The organism is Planctobacterium sp. AWM4_229, assembly GCF_056160305.1.
This window is the reverse complement of the sequence record NZ_JBSWWX010000007.1, coordinates 196,138-215,208: the sequence shown is the minus strand read 5'-3', so window position 1 is coordinate 215,208 and position 19,071 is coordinate 196,138. Positions and strand designations below refer to the sequence as shown.

The window sequence follows — 19,071 nt, the reverse complement described above, 5'->3', positions numbered from 1 at the left end:
TTTATTCCTTAAAACTGATAACCAACACTCAGGCGCCAGGTTTGACTGGAATCGTCAATGCCAAAATCAACACTGGTGTCCAAATCTAGTGTCCAATTTTGAGCAAAATCCACAGCAATGTAGGCACTTAATAAGCCATAACTTTCTGAACCTGAAGCAACGAAGTTATTGCGATTCCGATCTCTGTCTGGTGGATTAGACCTGTTGGGCTCATTGCCTACGTCATTAATATTACTGTCAGACGATAAAACTTCATTCCAACTAACATAGATTCCCAGATTGAGATCTGAACCCTCAACCAAGGTCAAGGCTTTGTTAATACCTAAAGAAGCGGATAACAAGGTGGCATCACCTGGATCGAACACTGTCAAAGGCGGGCGATCAGGTTCATCAGGCATATCGGTGAGAGTTTGTTCCCAATCACTATAATGCAGGCCAAGTGAATTACTGATTTGCCAGTTGCCATCAAGCAGCCAATAATAGCTGGCACCAATTGAATGAGTGATTGACTCTGTCTCTGAATTGGAGGAAGGGGCGGGACCCGTGTCGTCAGTTAATTGCTGGTCATCATATTTACTGAACTGGTAATAGGCACTCCATCTTTCTGAATAATAACTAAAACCAGCTCCCCAGCTGTCGGATTCAAAGTCTACTTTGACAGGAGCGGCAATATGTTCTGCTGCGTCAAGTTGGGCATAGTCCAGGTTCACCCCCCAGTTGTCATCCAAGTCATAATTCAACGCGAGAGAAGCGCCGCTTGGCTTCAGGGTATGGCTTTCGTCTCCCAGGAAAATGTGAGTGTCGCTGGTTTCAATGCCCAAATAAAGCGAACTGGCATGGCTTACTGACGTGAATGTGAGGAGTGCCAAGGTCACTAACTGCTTTTTATTCATTATTATTTTTCGTTGTTTGACGCGGGAAAACTCCTCTTTCGAATATCTTCCAGGCGTGATGTTACTGTGTCTATGTCAGGTGTTCGCATGAAATCTGCTAAAGCAGAAAATGCCTCTGCAGAGAAATCACTGTTGCTGTCTCGGTCAAGAAACATAGTATTGTCGCTAGCAGATTGCAACCAGTCTCTACCTTTTTGAATAAAGCGATCTGATGTTTGCCGTGAAAAGTGGTTAGGACTGATATAACCTACAGAATCATTATATGTTGCCTGGATCTCTGGTGACGCCATAAAGCGAATAAAGGTTTCTGCGGCTTTTATATTCTGACTGCGGGCATTGATAAATAGGATATCCGTTGGCGCTTCTTCAGCTCGGGGAATGTCAGGGTTAATGACAGGAAAGCCAAAAAAGTCATAATCATTGCGGTATTCCTTGTCGATGTGTTTTGCAATGAAATTGCCACTTAACGCCATTACCGCTTCTTCGCGATAAAGGTAAACCAGCATTTGTCGGTCAGATGCCCGCAATGCTTTTGAATGAAAAAAATCCGCATCAATGAGGGTTTTCCAATGAGAAAAAACCGGTATCAGCCGGGGATCTGAAAAAGATTCCTCTCCATTGAGTAACCTTCGGTGAAACTCAATGCCATTTAAGCGCAAATTCAAATAGCTAAACCAAGAGGCGGCGGGCCAGTCATCTCTGATACCAAAGATAAGTGGATAAACGTCATGCCGCTTTAGCGCCTTGCACAGCGCTATAAACTCTTGCCAGGTTTTGGGTGGTTTAAGGCCCAGGCGCTCCACTATTTTGCGGTTGTAATAGAATCCCCATTGGTAATAACTGATGGGCAGTGCATAGATTTCATGGTTGACTTGGATACTATTCTGTAATCCGTCAAATTCGTTGTGGAGTTTATGCTGCTGCCAAAGTGGGGTAATGGGGTGCACGGATCCCCTTTGCACATATTCAAACAATCGCTGTCCCGCAAAACCGTAAAATATATCTATGTTGCTATCAGACCAGTTTTTCATAAGCTGGTGATATTTGTCATTGTCCAGATGTTGGGCTTCGATATGAATATCGGGGTAAAGCTGATTAAATCTTGTGGTGACCTTTAGCCATGCCGCCCGCTGCTCAACAGATGTTACCAGTAAGGCCATCCTCAGTGTTGAGACCTGCTCTGTGGCCTTGACTGGTATGCAAAGCGCGATTATTGCTGGTAACAACCATATCCTGTAAAGAATTGAGTGAGCAATTTCTTTGATGATGAGCCCCGCTAACCGGATTGAGCTAAGAAGAATGATTAAATTTTAGTATTTAAACGCAGAATGCCCAAAAATTTTCATGCGGGTAGGTAAAAATGATGGTAAGGAGCAGGCGTGCCGGCATCGGCACGCACTCTCTAATACTTCAGGGGCCGTTTAAACAACGGCATCACTTTCAAGCTCATGGATGCAGCTGCGAATCGCTTCACGGGTTGCTTTGCGTTGCTGGGAGTGGGTTTCAAATTCCTCGAAGCTCACATCGCCACTTTCATCCGCATCCATTGAATCAAATGCGGAAGAGGCTTTATTCAGTGCATTGTCTTGCACTTCTTCCAGAGACAACAGGCCATCACCAGAGGTGTCCACCGCGTTGAATCTGTCTTCTGGGGAAGAAAAATCAGAAGCCTCAGGGATGATGATCGCGTCGTTATCTTCAGCAAGTAGTGTAACGCAATCTACAATGTCTTGTGCTATATCAGAGTGATCCGCGGCTTCACCACGACGATTACTGGTGGCTTCTTCTAAGGATAAAAAGCCATCTTCATCGGTATCTTTGCGGTTGAACTTGTTCTCTGCGTGTTCGCTAGTATTGGCAGTAAACTCATCCAGTGATAAGACTTCATCCGCATTGATATCCAGTGATTGAAAGCGTAGCTCAAGAGAATGTCCACGGTCTCTATCGCCGCCGCGGGGGCCTTTTTGAGCATAAGTCACGGAACTAAATAGCATTGAGGCCAATATTGTCGCAGTGGCTATGGCTAAAGGGCGCTGAGTAAGTTTTGAGGTCATAGTCGACTCCTTGAATTTGATGGATTTAAGTGGGCCTGTCGCACAGGCGTTTTCGTTGTCTTCACGGGCTATAACGATTGGCCGGGGCTGGCGTTGACAAGCTAAAACAAAAATTCTCACAGAATTTTACCTGGATTACTGATAATGCCGCTAAATAAGCGCATAATATGGTTAAAAACAGCGACTTAGCTATTGAGCTCACGTGTCTAAAAAACTCTTAAAATCTGGGATAGTGGTCAGCGCTATGACCTTTTTGTCGCGTATTCTCGGCCTTGTCAGAGATATCGTCGTGGCAAATATCATGGGGGCAGGGTATGCCGCTGATGTGTTTTTGTTTGCCAATAAAATTCCTAACTTCTTAAGGCGTTTATTTGCAGAAGGGGCATTTGCCCAAGCTTTTGTGCCGGTGTTGGCTGAAGTTCAGCATCAACAAGATTTGGATCATACTCGACTTTTTATTGCTCGCATGGCAGGTACCTTGGGCACCCTTGTCACCTTAGTAACCTTGGTGGGGGTTATTGCCTCGCCACTGATTGTGAGTATCTTCGCCCCGGGCTGGTTGATTGACTATCAAGCTGACGGCCCCGACGCCGACAAGTTTGAATTGGCGTCACAGCTGCTGAAGATTACTTTTCCTTATCTGTGGTTTGTTACCTTAGTGGCATTAGCTGGTGCAATTCTTAACTCTATAAACCGATTTGCCGTTTCTGCTTTTACCCCTGTGTTACTTAATGTCGCCATCATAAGTTGTGCGATACTACTGCATGATAGATTTGCACAGCCCGCTTATGCATTGGCCTGGGGGGTCTTTTTGGGAGGCTTGTTGCAACTGTTATTTCAAATTCCTTTTCTTGCTAAAGCAGGTGCTTTAGTGCGACCCCGATGGGGATGGCAGGACGAAAACGTGCAAAAAGTACGTAAGCTCATTATCCCGGCGCTGTTTGGGGTATCTGTGGGCCAAATAAATCTATTATTGGATACGGTTATTGCCACCAGTCTTATTACGGGATCTATTAGTTGGCTTTATTATTCCGACCGATTGTTGGAATTTCCTTTGGGGCTGTTTGGCATTGCCATCGCTACGGTTATTTTGCCCTCTCTGTCACGTAATTTTGTGGCATCTGATGACGGTGCCTTTCAGCGTAATATGGAATGGGCTGTGCGCATGGTATGCCTGTTAGGTTTACCGGCAGCCGTTGGTTTGGCAGTATTGGCTGAGCCCATGATGATGGTATTGTTTCAACGCGGCGAATTCAGCGTGGACGATGCCCATTTTGCTTCTTTAAGCTTAATGGCTTATGCCACCGGGCTGCTTAGCTTTATGCTAGTGAAAGTACTTGCTCCGGGATTTTACTCCCGCCAGGATACTAAAACGCCGGTAAAATATGGTGTCTGGTGCATGGCAGCGAATATGGGCTTTAATTTGATGTTCGTTATTCCGCTGGGCTATGAAATGGGCTACATCGGTTTGGCGATGGCAACCTCAGCGTCGGCATTGCTGAATGTTATTTTACTCTATCAAAGACTGCATCGGGATGGCGTTTTTCGCCTATCTTCCTCTACGATGGTTTTCATTTTGCGGGCAATGTTACTCAGCGCTTTAATGGGCTGGGTGGTTTATTCATTGAATATTCCTGCCACTGATTGGGCTGGCATGCAAATAGGCGCGAGAATATGGAAATTGACTGAGTTATTGGCAATAGCTGTTGTGGTATATGGCGCCGGATTGATATTCACCGGCGTCAGACCCAAGCATTTGCTCGCTCGTTAGTTTGAGCTTTCGGCTTTGGCTTGTTTAACTATGTTTCGTACGTCTTGCAACAACTGCTGACTATCAAACACAATACCGTCTTTTATGGTGTAGCGAATGCCTTTGGTGCGTATTGCTTGATTTTGCTCGTTGAGCATAAAGTGCCCTGTGCCGTAGAGTACCTTGAAGTTCTGAATGGGATTCTCTTTCACCACCACTAAATCGGCTTTTTTACCCACCACAACTGAGCCGATATCCTGCTCCATACCCAAAGCTTGTGCCCCGTTCAAGGTTGCGGCCTGAATTACTTCTAGCGGATGAAAACCGGCTTCTTGTAAGAGTTCTAATTCTCGAATGTAACCAAAACCATAAATCTTAAATATATAGCCGGAATCAGACCCGGTGGTGACACGACCTCCATGATTTTTATAGTCATTTAAAAAGGTCATCCACAAGCGAAAGTTGTTTTTCCAGTTAATTTCGTTTTGGGTGGTCCAGTCAAACCAATAGGAGCCGTGGGCGTAGCGCGAAGGCTGGAAAAACTGCCATAAGGTGGGCAAAGTATATTCGTCATGCCAGTCGGCGTTCATTTCTCGCATTAGATCGCGACTCGCTTCGTATATTGTCATGGTGGGATTTAGGGTAAAATCCAAAGCAATAAGCCTGTCTCTGACATTATTCCAGGTCTCACTGCCCGGCGCTGCGGCTTGCTGCCAAAGCTTTCCTGCTTCTTCGAAGCGATGTTGTTCATTTTGATAATTGTAGTGATGCGGATAATGCTGAATGATTTTGTCCTCAAACAGGGCTTCAGGCAGACCATACCAGTGCTCCATGGTGGTGAGTCCTTGTGTGGCTGAATCCAATACATTGGTGCGCATCACATTGAGCTGGGCATGATGCATGGCGCTGCCTAAACCTTGTTTATTAGCCTCGTCTAGTGCAGCTTGCATAATAGGTTGCGGCGCACCAAAAAACTTAACTCCGGCGACACCTTTGGCTTTCGCCATTTTTACCCAATCTCTGGCATCTTGCGCTGTTTCTATGGGTTTGGCTGATTCCATGCCAAAGCCCAAGTAAGGGATAATACGAGGTGCAGTAATCTGATTTTTCTCGGCTTTCTCAACTTGCGGCATTACCCAGTCGAGACCATTGAAAGAGCCGGGTTCGCGTATTGTGGTGACACCGTGAGCCAGCCACAATTTGAATACGTATTCCGCCGGGATGTTATCGGCGGAACCGCCAATGTGGGCATGCATGTCCACAAATCCGGGCAGTACGTAATGACCCTTCAAATCCATTTGTTTATCACCTGGGGTAGCCTTGGGTCTTTTGTGCTCTAATACAGGTACATCTGGATGACCTACAACCACAATTTGTTTGATACGGTCTTGTTCAATCACAATATCAACGGGCCCAACCGGGGGCGCGCCTTCACCGCTGATCAGGTTAACCCCTCTTAAAATCAGTCGCTGCCAGGGACCTTCACCTTCGGCTCTGTCCGGTGCACTCGCCCCCGGTGCTGCTTTTACCGTGCCAAGGATAAGAAAACTGAGTAGATAGATAAATAGAACGGCTTTGAAGTTCGACATTTTCGGCATTGATGAGGTTTGTTTTTGATAGAGACTAACTCAACATTTTAGACAAATCATGAAAAATCGCCTTTTTGGCCCGAAAACAGGCTGAAACTGCCTATCAGGTTCGCTATAATCCGGTGATTTTTGCGAGAATCAGATGATTGTTGCTGAGAATTGATTCATTTGATTAAGGGGCCGGTTTTGGAGTTTATCAGGGGGCTGCATAACATTCGCGATTCGCATCGCGGTTGTGTGCTCACAATAGGAAAGTTTGACGGTGTTCACTTGGGCCATGAAGCGGTGATAGGGCAACTCTTGGCAAAATCACAAGAATTGCAGTTACCTTCAGTAGTGATGCTATTTGAACCGCAACCGGAAGAGTTGTTTACGCCTGATAAAGCGCCTGCCAGATTGAGTCGATTACGAGATAAATATCATCGCTTACAGCAACTTGGGGTAGATCGCTTGCTTTGTCTTAATTTCACCCCCATGTTTGCTGCACAAAGCGCAGAATATTTTGTGCAGCACTTGCTGGTGGAGCAACTGGGTATCGCTTTTTTAGTTGTGGGTGATGACTTTCGCTTTGGCAAAGGCCGAAAAGGGAATTTTGAATACCTGCAACAAGCCGGCAAACAACATAATTTTGAAGTGATCAATACCGCCAGTTTGTGTCTGAATCAAGCAAGAGTCAGCTCTTCGGCGATTCGCGAGTTGTTGGTTCAGGATCAGCTAGAAGAAGCTGCTGCGATGTTGGGTAGGCCCTTTAGCATTTCCGGTAAAGTAGTACACGGCGCTAAAAAGGGGCGAACCATTGGCTTTCCGACGGCGAATTTGTTGCTCAAACGACACCGCTCACCGGTACAGGGAGTATATGCAGTTACGGTAAACTTGGGTAAACAACAGTTTTTTGGCGTGGCCAATGTTGGAAATCGTCCCACTGTGGACGGTGAAAAGCCGCAACTGGAAGTGCATATATTTGATTTTGACCAGCACTTGTATGGTCAATTTATTGAGGTGGATTTACACCATAAAATCAGACAAGAACGCAAATTTGCGTCGTTTGAAGCGCTGAAATTGCAAATTCAGCGAGACGCTAAGCAAGCCCGAGAGTGGCTACAGAATAATAGATAATGAGGATGTCAGATTGGCATCAATGATTGGAACCTGGAATACATGACCGATTACAAACATACGCTTAATCTTCCCGATACGGAGTTTCCGATGCGTGGCAACCTGGCCCAACGTGAGCCAGTCATGCTCAAAGAGTGGACCGAAAAACAGCTCTACCACAAAATTCGGGCAGCCAAAAAAGGCAAAACTCCCTTCGTATTACACGATGGCCCTCCTTACGCTAACGGTAATATTCACATTGGTCATGCGGTCAACAAGGTACTTAAAGACATCATTATTAAGTCGAAGACCCTTTCCGACTTTGATGCGCCTTACGTACCCGGATGGGACTGTCACGGCTTACCTATTGAGCTCATGGTGGAGAAAAAGGTCGGCAAGCCAGGTAAAAAAGTCTCTGCAGCTGAGTTTCGCGAAAAGTGTCGTGAATATGCTAATAAGCAGGTAGAGGGTCAAAAGACCGATTTTGTACGTATGGGCGTTTTGGGTGAATGGGACAAGCCATATAAAACCATGGATTTCAAATCTGAAGCTGACATCATTCGTGTGTTGGCTAAGATTATCGAAGCAGGACACCTGGAAAAAGGTTTCAAACCTGTGCATTGGTGTACAGATTGTGGTTCAGCATTGGCTGAAGCTGAGGTGGAATATCAAAACAAGACCTCTCCTTCCATTGATGTGGCGTTTCCGGTGGTTGATGAAGCTGCACTGCTTGCGCAAATGGAGCTTAAAGAAGGCCATCAAGGTGAAGGTAACCTGGCTGTTGTTATCTGGACAACAACCCCTTGGACTCTGCCAGCAAACCAGGCCGTGTGTGTCAGTCCAAAATTAGAGTATGAACTGGTGCAGATGGAAAAGGACGGTGTTAAGCAGCGTCTTTTATTGGCTGCGGACCTGGTGAAAGACTGTATGGATCGCTTCGGTGCTGATAGCTATCACGCGCTGGCCTATTGTAAGGGCGCTAAGTTAGAGAACCTGCAACTACAGCATCCATTCTACGATTATCAGGTGCCTCTGATTTTAGGTGATCACGTTACAACGGATTCTGGTACCGGCTGTGTTCACACTGCACCGGGGCACGGCGTTGACGATTTTAATGTGGGTAAACATTACGATCTTAAGGTAGTTAATCCTGTCGGAGCTAATGGCGTTTATGTTGAAGGCACCGATTTATTTGCCGGCGAACACGTATTTAAGGCTAACAGTCATGTAGTCGATGTTCTGACTGAGAAAGGTAATTTATTACATCACCATGCCTACGAGCACAGCTATCCCCATTGCTGGCGCCACAAAACGCCTATTATTTTCCGTGCCACACCTCAGTGGTTTGTTTCTATGGATAAAAATGGTTTGCGTCGAGATTCCTTGTCTGAGATTAAAAAGACCAAATGGATCCCGGATTGGGGCCAAGGTCGAATCGAAAGCATGGTTGAAGGACGACCAGACTGGTGTATCTCTCGTCAACGTACCTGGGGTGTGCCAATCACCCTGTTTATCCATAAAGACTCTGGTGAATTGCATCCTGATTCTGTTGCTACAATTGAAAAAGTTGCACAGGAAGTGGAAAAATCTGGTATCCAAGCCTGGTGGGATATTAATGCCGCTGACCTGATTGGCGAAGATGCTGAGCAATATATCAAGGTGACTGACACTTTAGATGTATGGTTTGATTCGGGTGTAACGCATTATTTTGTGGTAGATCGTAGAGAAGACATTCCGGCATCTGCAGATCTTTATCTTGAAGGCTCTGACCAGCACCGCGGTTGGTTTATGTCATCTCTGATGACAGGGGTTGCAGCCAAAGGACATGCGCCTTATAAGGAAGTACTTACTCACGGTTTTACAGTTGATGAGCAAGGGCGCAAGATGTCCAAGTCATTGGGTAACACGGTATCACCACAAGATGTGATGAACAAACTTGGTGCTGATATTCTGCGCCTATGGGTCGCTTCCACTGATTATCGCGGTGAAATTGCGGTTTCCGATCAAATTCTCAAGCGTGCTGCAGATAGCTATCGACGTATCCGTAATACCGCCAGATTCTTGTTAGCTAATATCAAGGGTTTTAATCCTGAAGCGGATATGCTGGAAGCGGAGCAAATGGTAGCTCTGGATCGTTGGATTGTTGAGCGTGCCAAAACCGTGCAACAGGAAATTCTGGCTGCCTACAATGAATACGACTTAATCGTGGTATCTCAAAAGCTAATGCATTTCTGTTCTGTGGAATTAGGCAGTTTTTATCTGGATATTGTGAAAGATCGTCAATACACCGCGAAGGGCGATGGTATTGCACGTCGTTCCTGTCAGACGGCTCTGTATCATATTGTTGAGGCTCTCGTACGCTGGATGGCTCCGATTATGAGCTTTACTGCTCAGGAAATATGGCAGGCGTTACCCGGACAACGAGATGAGTTTGTACTGACGGGTGTCTGGTATAAGGGTTTTGAAAATTACAGCGAATCAGCAGAATTTGACAACGCCTACTGGCAACAAGTGCTGCGCATTAAGACTGAAGTTAACCGAGCTCTAGAGCTGGCCAGAAAAGATAAGGTTATTGGTAGCTCTCTGGAGGCCAAGATAACCCTGTACGTGTCCGACGCTCATTATCAAGTGCTTAATCGCCTTGAAAACGAATTGCGTTTTGTACTGATCACCTCGCAAGCCGATGTTAAATCCGTTAGTGATAAACCCGAAGACCTCAGTGCCAGTGAGCTAGATGGATTGTGGGTACAAATCGAAGCGGCTCCGGGCACCAAATGTGCGCGTTGCTGGCATATACGCGAAGATGTTGGCAGCCACAGTGACCATGAAGAACTGTGCTCTCGCTGTGTGGACAATGTCGAAGGTGACGGCGAAGTAAGACACTATGCTTAATTTATTCAAACAAAGTGGCTTGCGTTGGTTATGGGTAGCAGTGCTTGCACTGCTACTTGATCAAATCACCAAACAATGGGTGATACGGGCCTTTGAACTGTATGAGTCGGTACAGGTTCTGCCATTTTTCAATCTTACTTACGTGCGAAATTATGGCGCGGCATTCAGTTTCTTGAGTGATGCTGGTGGTTGGCAGCGCTGGTTTTTCACCGCTATCGCTATTGTGGTCAGTGTGGTGCTACTTTGGTGGTTGAAGCAAAGCAAAAAACATGAAGTATTGTTACCGGTTGCTTACTGTTTAATCTTATCCGGTGCGATAGGTAATGTAACTGACCGTTTGATTTACGGCTATGTGATCGACTTTCTGGACTTTTATTATCAGCAATGGCACTACCCGGCGTTTAACATTGCAGACAGCGCCATTTTTATTGGAGCCGCTTTGCTGATTTATGATGCCTTTTTCAGGAAAGAGCCAGATTCAGAAAAAACGACAGAGACTAAGTGAATGGTGGATTCTGTGATTATCACTGACAACAGTGAAGTACTACTGCATTTTGATTTGAAGTTAGAAGATGGCTCGGCAGCCGACAGCACGCGAGTTCATAACAAACCAGCGAAACTGGTGATGGGAGATGGCAGTTTAACACCCAATTTTGAATCCTGTTTAAGAGGGCTTAAGCCGGGTGATAAGAAAACCTTCACTTTGCCACCAGATGATGCTTTTGGCATGCCTAATCCAGACAATATCCACCATATGGAGCGCAGCAAATTTAACATGGATACGCCGGCGGAGGTTGGTATGATCATCGGTTTTACTCAACCTGGTGGAATAGAGATCCCGGGTATAATCCGAGCTGTAGCAGGTGATTCCGTTACGGTGGATTTTAACCATCCATTGGCGGGAGAAACCGTAGTATTCTCGGTAGAAATTCTGGAGGTTAAATAAATGCAAATAAAGCTAGCTAATCCCAGAGGGTTTTGTGCCGGTGTTGACCGTGCAATTACCATCGTTGATAGAGCGTTGGAATTGTTCGAGCCACCTATTTATGTGCGTCATGAAGTTGTACACAACAAATATGTTGTAAATAGCTTAAGAGATCGAGGTGCAGTATTCGTGGATGAACTCCATGAAGTGCCTGACGATAGCATTGTTATCTTCTCTGCACATGGGGTTTCGCAGCAAGTTCGCCGGGAAGCAACAGAGCGCGGACTTAAGGTGTTTGATGCTACATGCCCCTTGGTTACTAAGGTACATTTAGAGGTGAGTCGAGCCAGCAAAAAAGGCACCGAGTGTATTCTGATCGGCCACCAGGGACATCCTGAGGTAGAGGGAACCATGGGGCAATATGACAACCCCCGAGGTGGTATTTACCTGGTAGAGTCTGCAGATGATGTAGCTAGTTTAACCGTGAAGGATGAAGCCAATCTTTACTATTGCAGTCAGACTACGCTTTCGGTGGATGATACCGCAGATGTGATTGACGCCTTGCGAGCGAAATTTCCCAAGATAGAAGGCCCAAGAAAAGACGATATCTGCTATGCCACGCAAAACCGTCAAGATGCGGTGAGAGAACTAGCGCAAAGTTGCGATTTATTGTTAGTGGTAGGAGCGAAAAACAGTTCTAATTCCAATCGATTACGGGAATTGTCGGAAAAAATGGGCACCAAGGCATTCCTCATTGATGATGCCAGTGCATTGCAAAATGATTGGGTGTCTGGTGCCCAGAATATTGGCGTGACTGCAGGTGCCTCTGCCCCCGAAGTGTTAGTGCAGGGGGTCATTGATAAATTGAAGTCTATCTCTAGCGCTACTGTCACTGAAGTGGCGGGAAGAGAAGAAAATATCCAGTTTGCGGTGCCTAAAGAGCTGCAAGTTAAGCAGATTTAATATTTTGTTTTTATTTCTCAAGGCGCTCTAAGCGCCTTTTTTTATGCCTTTAATGTTGTTCTTTTTTTCATCGATTTCTGATAATTGGCTCACAAAAATGTGAGGCCTCAATGGTCTAGTTAAATTTATTGTGCTTTATTTAACTTGGATAAATAAAACTTAACGGGTGTTCGCAGATTAATTTCACGTTCGCTGGAAATTGGAGTCTCGATGTATTTTCAATCAGATGCCAAATTGAATGGCAACTCTTCCAGAGTAATATCAAAAGGAATTGGTATGGTGGAAGTGTTAGTCACTGTCTTCGTATTGGCAATTGGATTACTTGGCATTGCCTCACTACAGTTTGTTGGAACTATGGCTAATAGTGATGCGCTTAATCGATCTCAATCAGTGTTGATTGCACAGCAATTTGCTGAACGATTGCGAGCAAGTAGCGATATGTCTACCACAAGTAACGGGCTGGTGGTGGATAACACTTATTTTGAAGAAGATATCTACAATTTTAGTAACCTATCCTGTTTGTCGGAAAATACCAGTGAGTTTGATTGCTATTGTCTTAGCATGCCTGAATCAATTCCAGATTGTACAGTTCAAGATTGCACAAGTGCTGAGTTTGCGGTGTTTGATGCTTATGAATTGAGTTGCTCCTCTGAAGCTAACAACCCCAATATCGAATTAAGCATTAGTTGTGAGGACAACAATGTCCTGGACGATGAAGTTTGTAGCGCAGGCTCGCGCCATACCTTGATCCTTAAATGGCCAGTGCAGAATTGGCAAAATAAAACACGATCAAAAAATGATGAATGTAATGAGTCGGACGAGAGTAATTACGATTGTGTGGTAATGGACATTACGTTATGAGAACCGCGCAAATTCAAGTGCAAAAGGGATTCTCCATTGTTGAGGCGATGATAACGCTAACTATCGGTTTGATGTTAACTGCTGGCGTTATTCAAATTGTCATCAGTAATCAAGTATCGGATGGACTAAATCGAGCTCTGGCGTCTGCGCAGGAGAATGGTCGATTTATTATGGTGAGGTTAAAGGAGGACTTATTGGCCGCAGGCCGATATGAACCACTTGATCCCAATTTGGACTCAAGTGTCGATATCGTCGAAGAGGGGGCATTTATTCAAAATCGCCCGGTCATTATTGCTGGAGATTTTGCAGATAGGGCAAGTTTAGGCTCTATTCAAGGAGAAAATGGGGCGAATGACACCCTGGTTATTGCGAAACAGGGAGAAAGAGATTGTCGTGGTTATAAATTAGGATACGCAACTGATGTCGAATTTTTCGTCGTTAACGAGTATTTTGTTGAGGACAGTACTTTAAAGTGTCGAGGGTTTGATGGGCGAGTTTTGCGAGGTCAGAAAATAGCTACGGGCAACAATGGAGATGCTGCTTTTACTATTCTTGATCAGGTGCACAATTTCCAGGTTTTATATGGCGTGAGTGGCGACTCTGGTTCTGGCGGAGTATCAGGTCAAGCGGTTACTTACGTTACTGCATCTGAGCTGGCAAACAAGAGAGCAAGTGGAGCGAACGTTGTTTCTTTAAAAATCGCAATTGTGGTGGAAGGTGATGGTGATGTAGTTATTGATCCAATTCCAACGTTTAAACTTCTGAATGAAACCAGTTACACGCCAGATGGAAACGGTATGTATAAGAAATTTGAGACGACAATTTCACTCCGTAATATGAAGCATTATGTAAGGAATAGAAGGTTATGAAGTCGCCATTATTCAATGAGAAAGGTGTTGCGCTTGTTATCGCCTTGTTGATGCTTGTCAGTCTGACCATACTTGGTGTAACGGCTGTCAGCAGCAGTCTATTGCAAAGCAGAATGGCAGTTTCTATGGAGTCACAGTCTCTTGCATTTGATGCAGCCGAAGCTGCAATAGCGGCAGTGGCTTTTGAATCTGAAGACAATTTGCTCTTATCTGAAGCTGTGTTGACCGATCCTATTTCTCAAGCCAGACAGGGGACAGAATTAGATCTTACAGCTACCGAACTGAGTTGTTTTGAAGATGAGAATTGGACAAACCGAATTTTAACTGTGGATGGGTTAAGCGCCGGGGAAAATCATACCGCCGCTGGCAATTACAACGAAAATCCCGTTGTAGAAAGCTGGTCAAGAACTGCTTTTGTTACGGAGCAAGCATGTCTTGGATCTAGCAACGTACAGGGAGGCGGTAACATCAGCTGTCATATCTTTATGATAAGGGGATGTGGGCAGTTAGAAGGAAGTCGCTATGCGGTCGCTAACACACTTACGGCCGCCACATTTGCTCCGTCAACTGAATAGTGGAGCAGTATTATGACTATTCAAATCGGCAAACTCATAACTCTCTCTATCTCGCTCGTTTTATCTGCAGGCATTGCCCTTTCTGCTTTTGCGGATGACCTTGAAATTTACTTAGGCGTTGCAGACTCTCAAGTGACTTATAACCCAAATGTGCTTTTCATCATGGATACTTCCGGAAGCATGGGAAACAAAGACGGTGGCAGTGAAACCCGCATGTTGAGAGTGCAAAATGCTTTAAACGATGTGTTGTCTTCTGCGACAAATGTTAATGCTGGTTTAATGAGGTTTTCCGATTGGGGAGGGCCGGTTCTCTATCCAATCCGTGATCTCGATGAGGTGGTTGAACCAGAACTCATATACAGTGCAGGAAGTTCTGGTGATGATGCTGATGAAAGTAGCGGCTCAGTAGATGTCACTGATAACGAGGTAAGGTTATCGTTTGGGACAGATACCATCACTTCAGGGTTTCGTTTTGAAGATGTACAGTTGCCTCAAGGGGCGACAATCACCTCTGCTTATCTGAGTTTTACCTCAGCTGGATACGATGTTGAAACGACAGAATTTACTATAACTGGAGAGTTAGCCACTAATTCTGCAGAATTTGAAACAAGTTCCAACAATCTATCCAGTCGAACATCTACAACAGCGAGTGTTGCATGGAATACTGACAATGAATTTCCTGTATCCGGCGAAATAATTAATACTACCGATATTAGTGCCATCATCCAGGAGATTGTTGACCAAGGAGGCTGGTGTGGTGGAAATGCATTGACTGTATTGCTTGAGGGGACCAGCTCCAATGCTGGTAGTAATCGAGAAGTCGTTGCTGCAGATGAGGGTAGCGGAAGTGGTGCGCAATTGGTGGTTGAATATGATTCTGATACTGCTTCGGGGTGCATTGCTGGCTCTTTGACCTATCAAGTGCAGTCACAATCTGAAAATGCTGAAGAAGCCACTAATGGTTATCAGTCCACTGGTAGTGAGCTAACCTTTAAACCCAGTAGCAATAACTACATAGGTATGCGATTCAACGAGGTTGCTATACCTCAAGGAGCTACCATTAGTAATGCTTACCTGATATTTACTGCTTATCGCAACCGCTCTACTAGCGGCTCTGGTTTCACCATCAGTGCAGCTAATGAATCGAACCCAGATAACTTTAGCAGTTATACCAGACATTTATTGAGGGACAAGGCAAAAACCACAGCAGTTACCTGGAGCAATATTCCCAGTTGGGATAAGAACAATACCTATGAATCTCCAGACATATCTTCGGTTGTGCAACAAGTAGTTGATAGAGGGGATTGGTCGTCAGGTAACAATTTGATGATTATCATCTCAAATATGACGGGCAATCGCGGCGCTTATACTTATACTGGTAAACCCTCAGGTGCTGCGCAATTGATAATAGAATATCAGGGTAACGCTGAACCGGGCTCTGCCGCTACAGTTCGGTCACATTTACAAAACAAGGTGAATGAACTGGCGGCAAATGGCTATACTCCCATTGTTGATACGTTATATGAAGCTGCCAGTTATTTTGGCGGGTTAGACGTTTATTATGGCCTTGCCAGAGGGACCTCAGGTGTTAGCAGTAGTGTTAGACGCAATACTCGAGTGAGTCACCGCTTGTCATATACAGGAGCTGACTCAGTCAAGCCATCAGGTTGCTCTGAGGATGACTTATCAGATTCAGATTGTATTAATGAGTATATCCCTGACGGTGCAACTTATATATCTCCAGTCACGGACTTACAGTGTCAGACTAATAATCACATTGTTCTGTTATCTGACGGTGAAGCTAATAACAATCACAGTGAAGACGAAATTGAAGCGCTGTTAGGTATAAATTGCTCAGGCAGCGGTGGTGAAAAATGCGGTTTGGATTTAGTACGAAATCTCAGCGACTCTTCCGATTCCGCCATAAATACCCGAGTCATCACTCATACCATTGGCTTTGCGGCAAACTCTACCGCCAACAGTTTTTTAAATCAGCTTGCTATCCAAAGTGGAGGCGGGTTTTATACTGCCGATAATTCGGAAGATCTTGTGACCGCTTTTCAAACAATTATCCGCTCGGTGAAAGATGTCAATGCCACCTTTGTTTCTCCCGGAGTGGCTGTCAATCAACTGAATCGATTGACCCATAAAGATGAGTTGTACTTCGCCCTTTTTAAGCCATCTGAAGGGACACTTTGGCCGGGTAACCTGAAGCGATATCGTTTGGGGGGGGATACCATTTATGATGCAAATGGTGCGGCAGCAATAGATGAAGCGACCGGCTTTTTTAATGAGAACTCCCAGAGTTATTGGTCTATCGATGTGGACGGTAATGACGTCCGCTCAGGCGGAGCTGCTAGTGCCTTAGATCTGGTAAGGAATATTTATTATTTTGACGGTGTCGGTACTATCGTTTCAACTGGCAATAGATTACACGAAGACAATACCAACATCACCACAGCTAATTTAGCCATTGAGTCTGAGGCAGACCCTGAAGGACTGAGAGATATATTGTTGCAGTGGGCCAGAGGCGTTGATCTAAAAGACGAGGATGGCGATGGCTCAACATCTGATGCGCGGCAACAAATGGGAGATCCAATTCATTCACAGCCAGTGATTATTAATTATAGTGAGACGGATAGTGCCGTCTTCGTCGCTACAAATCACGGTTTTTTACACTCATTCGATCCCGATACAGGCGAGCAAAATTTTGCCATTATCCCAAAAGAACTACTGGCCAATCTAAACGATATTTATGAGGATGCATCCAGTTATACCCACATTTACGGCCTGGACGGCGATATGGTTGTAAGAACAGTGAATGACTCAACAACCTATCTTTATGTAGGAATGAGAAGAGGTGGGGAGAACTATTATGCATTTGATGTTTCCAGTAAAACCTCCCCTTCACTAGTCTTCAAAATAGAAGGCGGCAGTACGGGCTTTGAAAAGTTGGGTCAGACCTGGTCCCGTCCGGTGGTGAGTAAGATCAAAATTGGCTCGGCGACAAAAAATGTGCTGATCTTCGGCGGGGGTTACAACGAAGATCAGGATAGTAAAACGGTAAGAAGTGATGATACCTCAGGAAATGCTGTTTTTATCGTTGATGCAGATACCGGTGCTCTGCTCTGGACTGTGAGTAACAGCGCAGCAGATTTGGTCATGGAGGAAATGACTTACAGTATACCGGCGAGAGTTGCAGTCGTTGACAGGGATAATGACGACCTTGCCGATCACCTGTACGTGACTGATATGGGTGGTCAGGTATTCAGGTTGGATATTTACAACGGAGAGTCGGGGTCTGACTTTATGAAAGGCGCATTAATCGCCGATATTGGAGGCGACTCAGCCAGTGACGCCAGAAGATTTTACTATAGCCCTGACGTCTCAGAGATCAGTTTGGCAAATGAACATTATTATGCGGTGGCCTTTGGTACCGGATTTAGAGCGCATCCTTTAGATACTACAATACAAGATAGAATGTATATGTTGAAAGATGAAGGGGTTTTCTTCATTGATGAGAATGGATTGTTTACTTTCCCGGAATCTCCCTACACCGAAGATGATTTGTACGATGCAACAGACCATTTGCTGACATCGCCTGATAACGACGCGAGAGAAATTGCAGCCAGTGAGTTTGCCGATAAACACGGTTGGTTAATTGAATTGGGGGTCGGCGAAAAAGTGCTGGCGTCGCCTCTGATCATAAATTACCGACTATTTTTTACCACCTATATCCCTGCGGCTGCATCTGAAAGTGCTTGTGCTCCGCCAACCGGAACGAGTAGAGCATACGTTGTTGAATTAGTCACAGGTAACGCTATCCTTGATAAGGACAATGACGGTATTTTAGAGCATGTGGATCGCTATGCGGATCTCGCTCAGACCGGCATCGCCCCAGATACAAAAATCCTGATTGAAGATGTCCTGACTCCGACCATTTGTTTGGGAACTGAATGTACATCTATCGTCGATGATGAAGATAGTGATTGTGGTTCCGATTTTGAGTGCCTTGCAGAAAACATTTATGGCGATTACGAACGACTCAGACGGGGCAGCTGGAAAAGCGAAAATGAGAAAGAGTAATTCTAAATTTGCTAGTAACAGATTTGTCCAACTTGGCTTTTCTCTGATGGAATTGCTGATTGCGATTAGTATTATTGGAATACTGATCTCGTTCGGATATCCGGCCTATACTTCGTACATAGCTTCAGCGGCCAGAGCCAGTGCTCAATCTGACCTAATGTCCATTGCTGCAGGGATGGAGCGCCATAGGGCGTCTAATTTTACATACAGCGGAGCTGCTGAAGGAGGTGGAGATACAGGATCTCCGGGATTCTTCAATGATTGGTCACCCTCAACAGAACCCGAAGCGAATAAAAAGTATAATTTGTCCATCAACTCTGTTTCTAATTCCGGGAATAGCTATGTTTTGACAGCAAGTCCTGTGACAGGTACGGCTACGGAAGGCGATGGCACCCTCTATTACTACAGTGATGGCCGCAAAGCATGGGATAGCAACAGCAGTGGCACAATCAGTAGTAATGAGTATTGTTGGGTGTGTTAAAATGAAATTTGAAATGCTTTTTGTATCTTACCTGTCAA

General features: G+C 45.1%; 15 protein-coding genes. 11 read left to right on the top strand and 4 right to left on the bottom strand.

Annotated features, from left to right (window positions below; all coding sequences use genetic code 11):
• Positions 1-8: 8 nt before the first annotated feature.
• The 3 genes from ACXAGP_RS16805 to ACXAGP_RS16795 form a co-directional block, all read right to left on the bottom strand.
• Positions 9-893 carry a TonB-dependent receptor gene (locus ACXAGP_RS16805; protein ID WP_475262712.1) on the bottom strand — a complete coding sequence of 295 codons (885 nt, stop codon included), beginning with the start codon at positions 891-893 and terminating at the stop codon, positions 9-11.
• A gap of 2 nt (positions 894-895) precedes the next feature.
• Positions 896-2,053, bottom strand: a complete 1,158-nt coding sequence (locus ACXAGP_RS16800; RefSeq protein WP_475262711.1) for an ABC transporter substrate-binding protein — start codon at positions 2,051-2,053, stop codon at positions 896-898.
• A 261-nt stretch (positions 2,054-2,314) separates the two neighbouring features.
• Positions 2,315-2,947 carry an EF-hand domain-containing protein gene (locus ACXAGP_RS16795; RefSeq protein ID WP_475262710.1) on the bottom strand — a complete coding sequence of 211 codons (633 nt, stop codon included), beginning with the start codon at positions 2,945-2,947 and terminating at the stop codon, positions 2,315-2,317.
• A 202-nt stretch (positions 2,948-3,149) separates the two neighbouring features.
• On the opposite strand from ACXAGP_RS16795, the gene murJ reads away from it, so the two are divergent.
• Complete coding sequence (gene murJ, locus ACXAGP_RS16790) at positions 3,150-4,718, top strand: murein biosynthesis integral membrane protein MurJ (RefSeq protein WP_475262709.1); 1,569 nt, start codon at positions 3,150-3,152, stop codon at positions 4,716-4,718.
• Here the strand turns inward: murJ and ACXAGP_RS16785 are convergent.
• A complete protein-coding gene (locus ACXAGP_RS16785; RefSeq protein ID WP_475262708.1) occupies positions 4,715-6,286 on the bottom strand; it encodes an amidohydrolase family protein in 1,572 nt (523 codons plus the stop codon). The genes murJ and ACXAGP_RS16785 overlap by 4 nt on opposite strands.
• Before the next feature lie 186 nt (positions 6,287-6,472).
• Here ACXAGP_RS16785 and ribF point away from each other — a divergent pair, with 186 nt between their 5' ends.
• From ribF to ACXAGP_RS16735, 10 genes are all read left to right on the top strand, one after another.
• Positions 6,473-7,402: a bifunctional riboflavin kinase/FAD synthetase gene (gene ribF, locus ACXAGP_RS16780; RefSeq protein ID WP_475262707.1), complete on the top strand. Its 930-nt coding sequence runs from the start codon at positions 6,473-6,475 to the stop codon at positions 7,400-7,402.
• A 42-nt stretch (positions 7,403-7,444) separates the two neighbouring features.
• Positions 7,445-10,273, top strand: a complete 2,829-nt coding sequence (ileS, locus tag ACXAGP_RS16775; protein WP_475262706.1) for an isoleucine--tRNA ligase — start codon at positions 7,445-7,447, stop codon at positions 10,271-10,273.
• The gene (gene lspA, locus ACXAGP_RS16770; protein WP_475262705.1) at positions 10,266-10,778 is read left to right on the top strand and encodes a signal peptidase II; all 513 of its coding nucleotides are present in this window, start codon (positions 10,266-10,268) and stop codon (positions 10,776-10,778) included. Before ileS ends, lspA begins: the two co-directional genes overlap by 8 nt.
• Entirely contained in the window at positions 10,779-11,219 is a 441-nt protein-coding gene (fkpB, locus tag ACXAGP_RS16765) for an FKBP-type peptidyl-prolyl cis-trans isomerase (protein WP_475262704.1), read from the top strand. It begins immediately after the preceding gene.
• Entirely contained in the window at positions 11,220-12,161 is a 942-nt protein-coding gene (gene ispH / locus ACXAGP_RS16760; protein WP_475262703.1) for a 4-hydroxy-3-methylbut-2-enyl diphosphate reductase, read from the top strand.
• A 210-nt stretch (positions 12,162-12,371) separates the two neighbouring features.
• On the top strand, positions 12,372-13,022 hold the full coding sequence (gene pilV / locus ACXAGP_RS16755) for a type IV pilus modification protein PilV (protein ID WP_475262702.1): 651 nt from the start codon (positions 12,372-12,374) through the stop codon (positions 13,020-13,022).
• Positions 13,019-13,891, top strand: coding sequence for a PilW family protein (locus ACXAGP_RS16750; protein ID WP_475262701.1), 873 nt, complete (start codon positions 13,019-13,021; stop codon positions 13,889-13,891). Before pilV ends, ACXAGP_RS16750 begins: the two co-directional genes overlap by 4 nt.
• On the top strand, positions 13,888-14,466 hold the full coding sequence (locus tag ACXAGP_RS16745; RefSeq protein ID WP_475262700.1) for a pilus assembly PilX family protein: 579 nt from the start codon (positions 13,888-13,890) through the stop codon (positions 14,464-14,466). The genes ACXAGP_RS16750 and ACXAGP_RS16745 overlap by 4 nt, the downstream gene beginning before the upstream one ends.
• Before the next feature lie 12 nt (positions 14,467-14,478).
• Positions 14,479-18,552, top strand: coding sequence for a PilC/PilY family type IV pilus protein (locus ACXAGP_RS16740; protein ID WP_475262699.1), 4,074 nt, complete (start codon positions 14,479-14,481; stop codon positions 18,550-18,552).
• Positions 18,539-19,033, top strand: coding sequence for a type IV pilin protein (locus ACXAGP_RS16735; RefSeq protein ID WP_475262698.1), 495 nt, complete (start codon positions 18,539-18,541; stop codon positions 19,031-19,033). The genes ACXAGP_RS16740 and ACXAGP_RS16735 overlap by 14 nt, the downstream gene beginning before the upstream one ends.
• Positions 19,034-19,071: the final 38 nt, after the last annotated feature.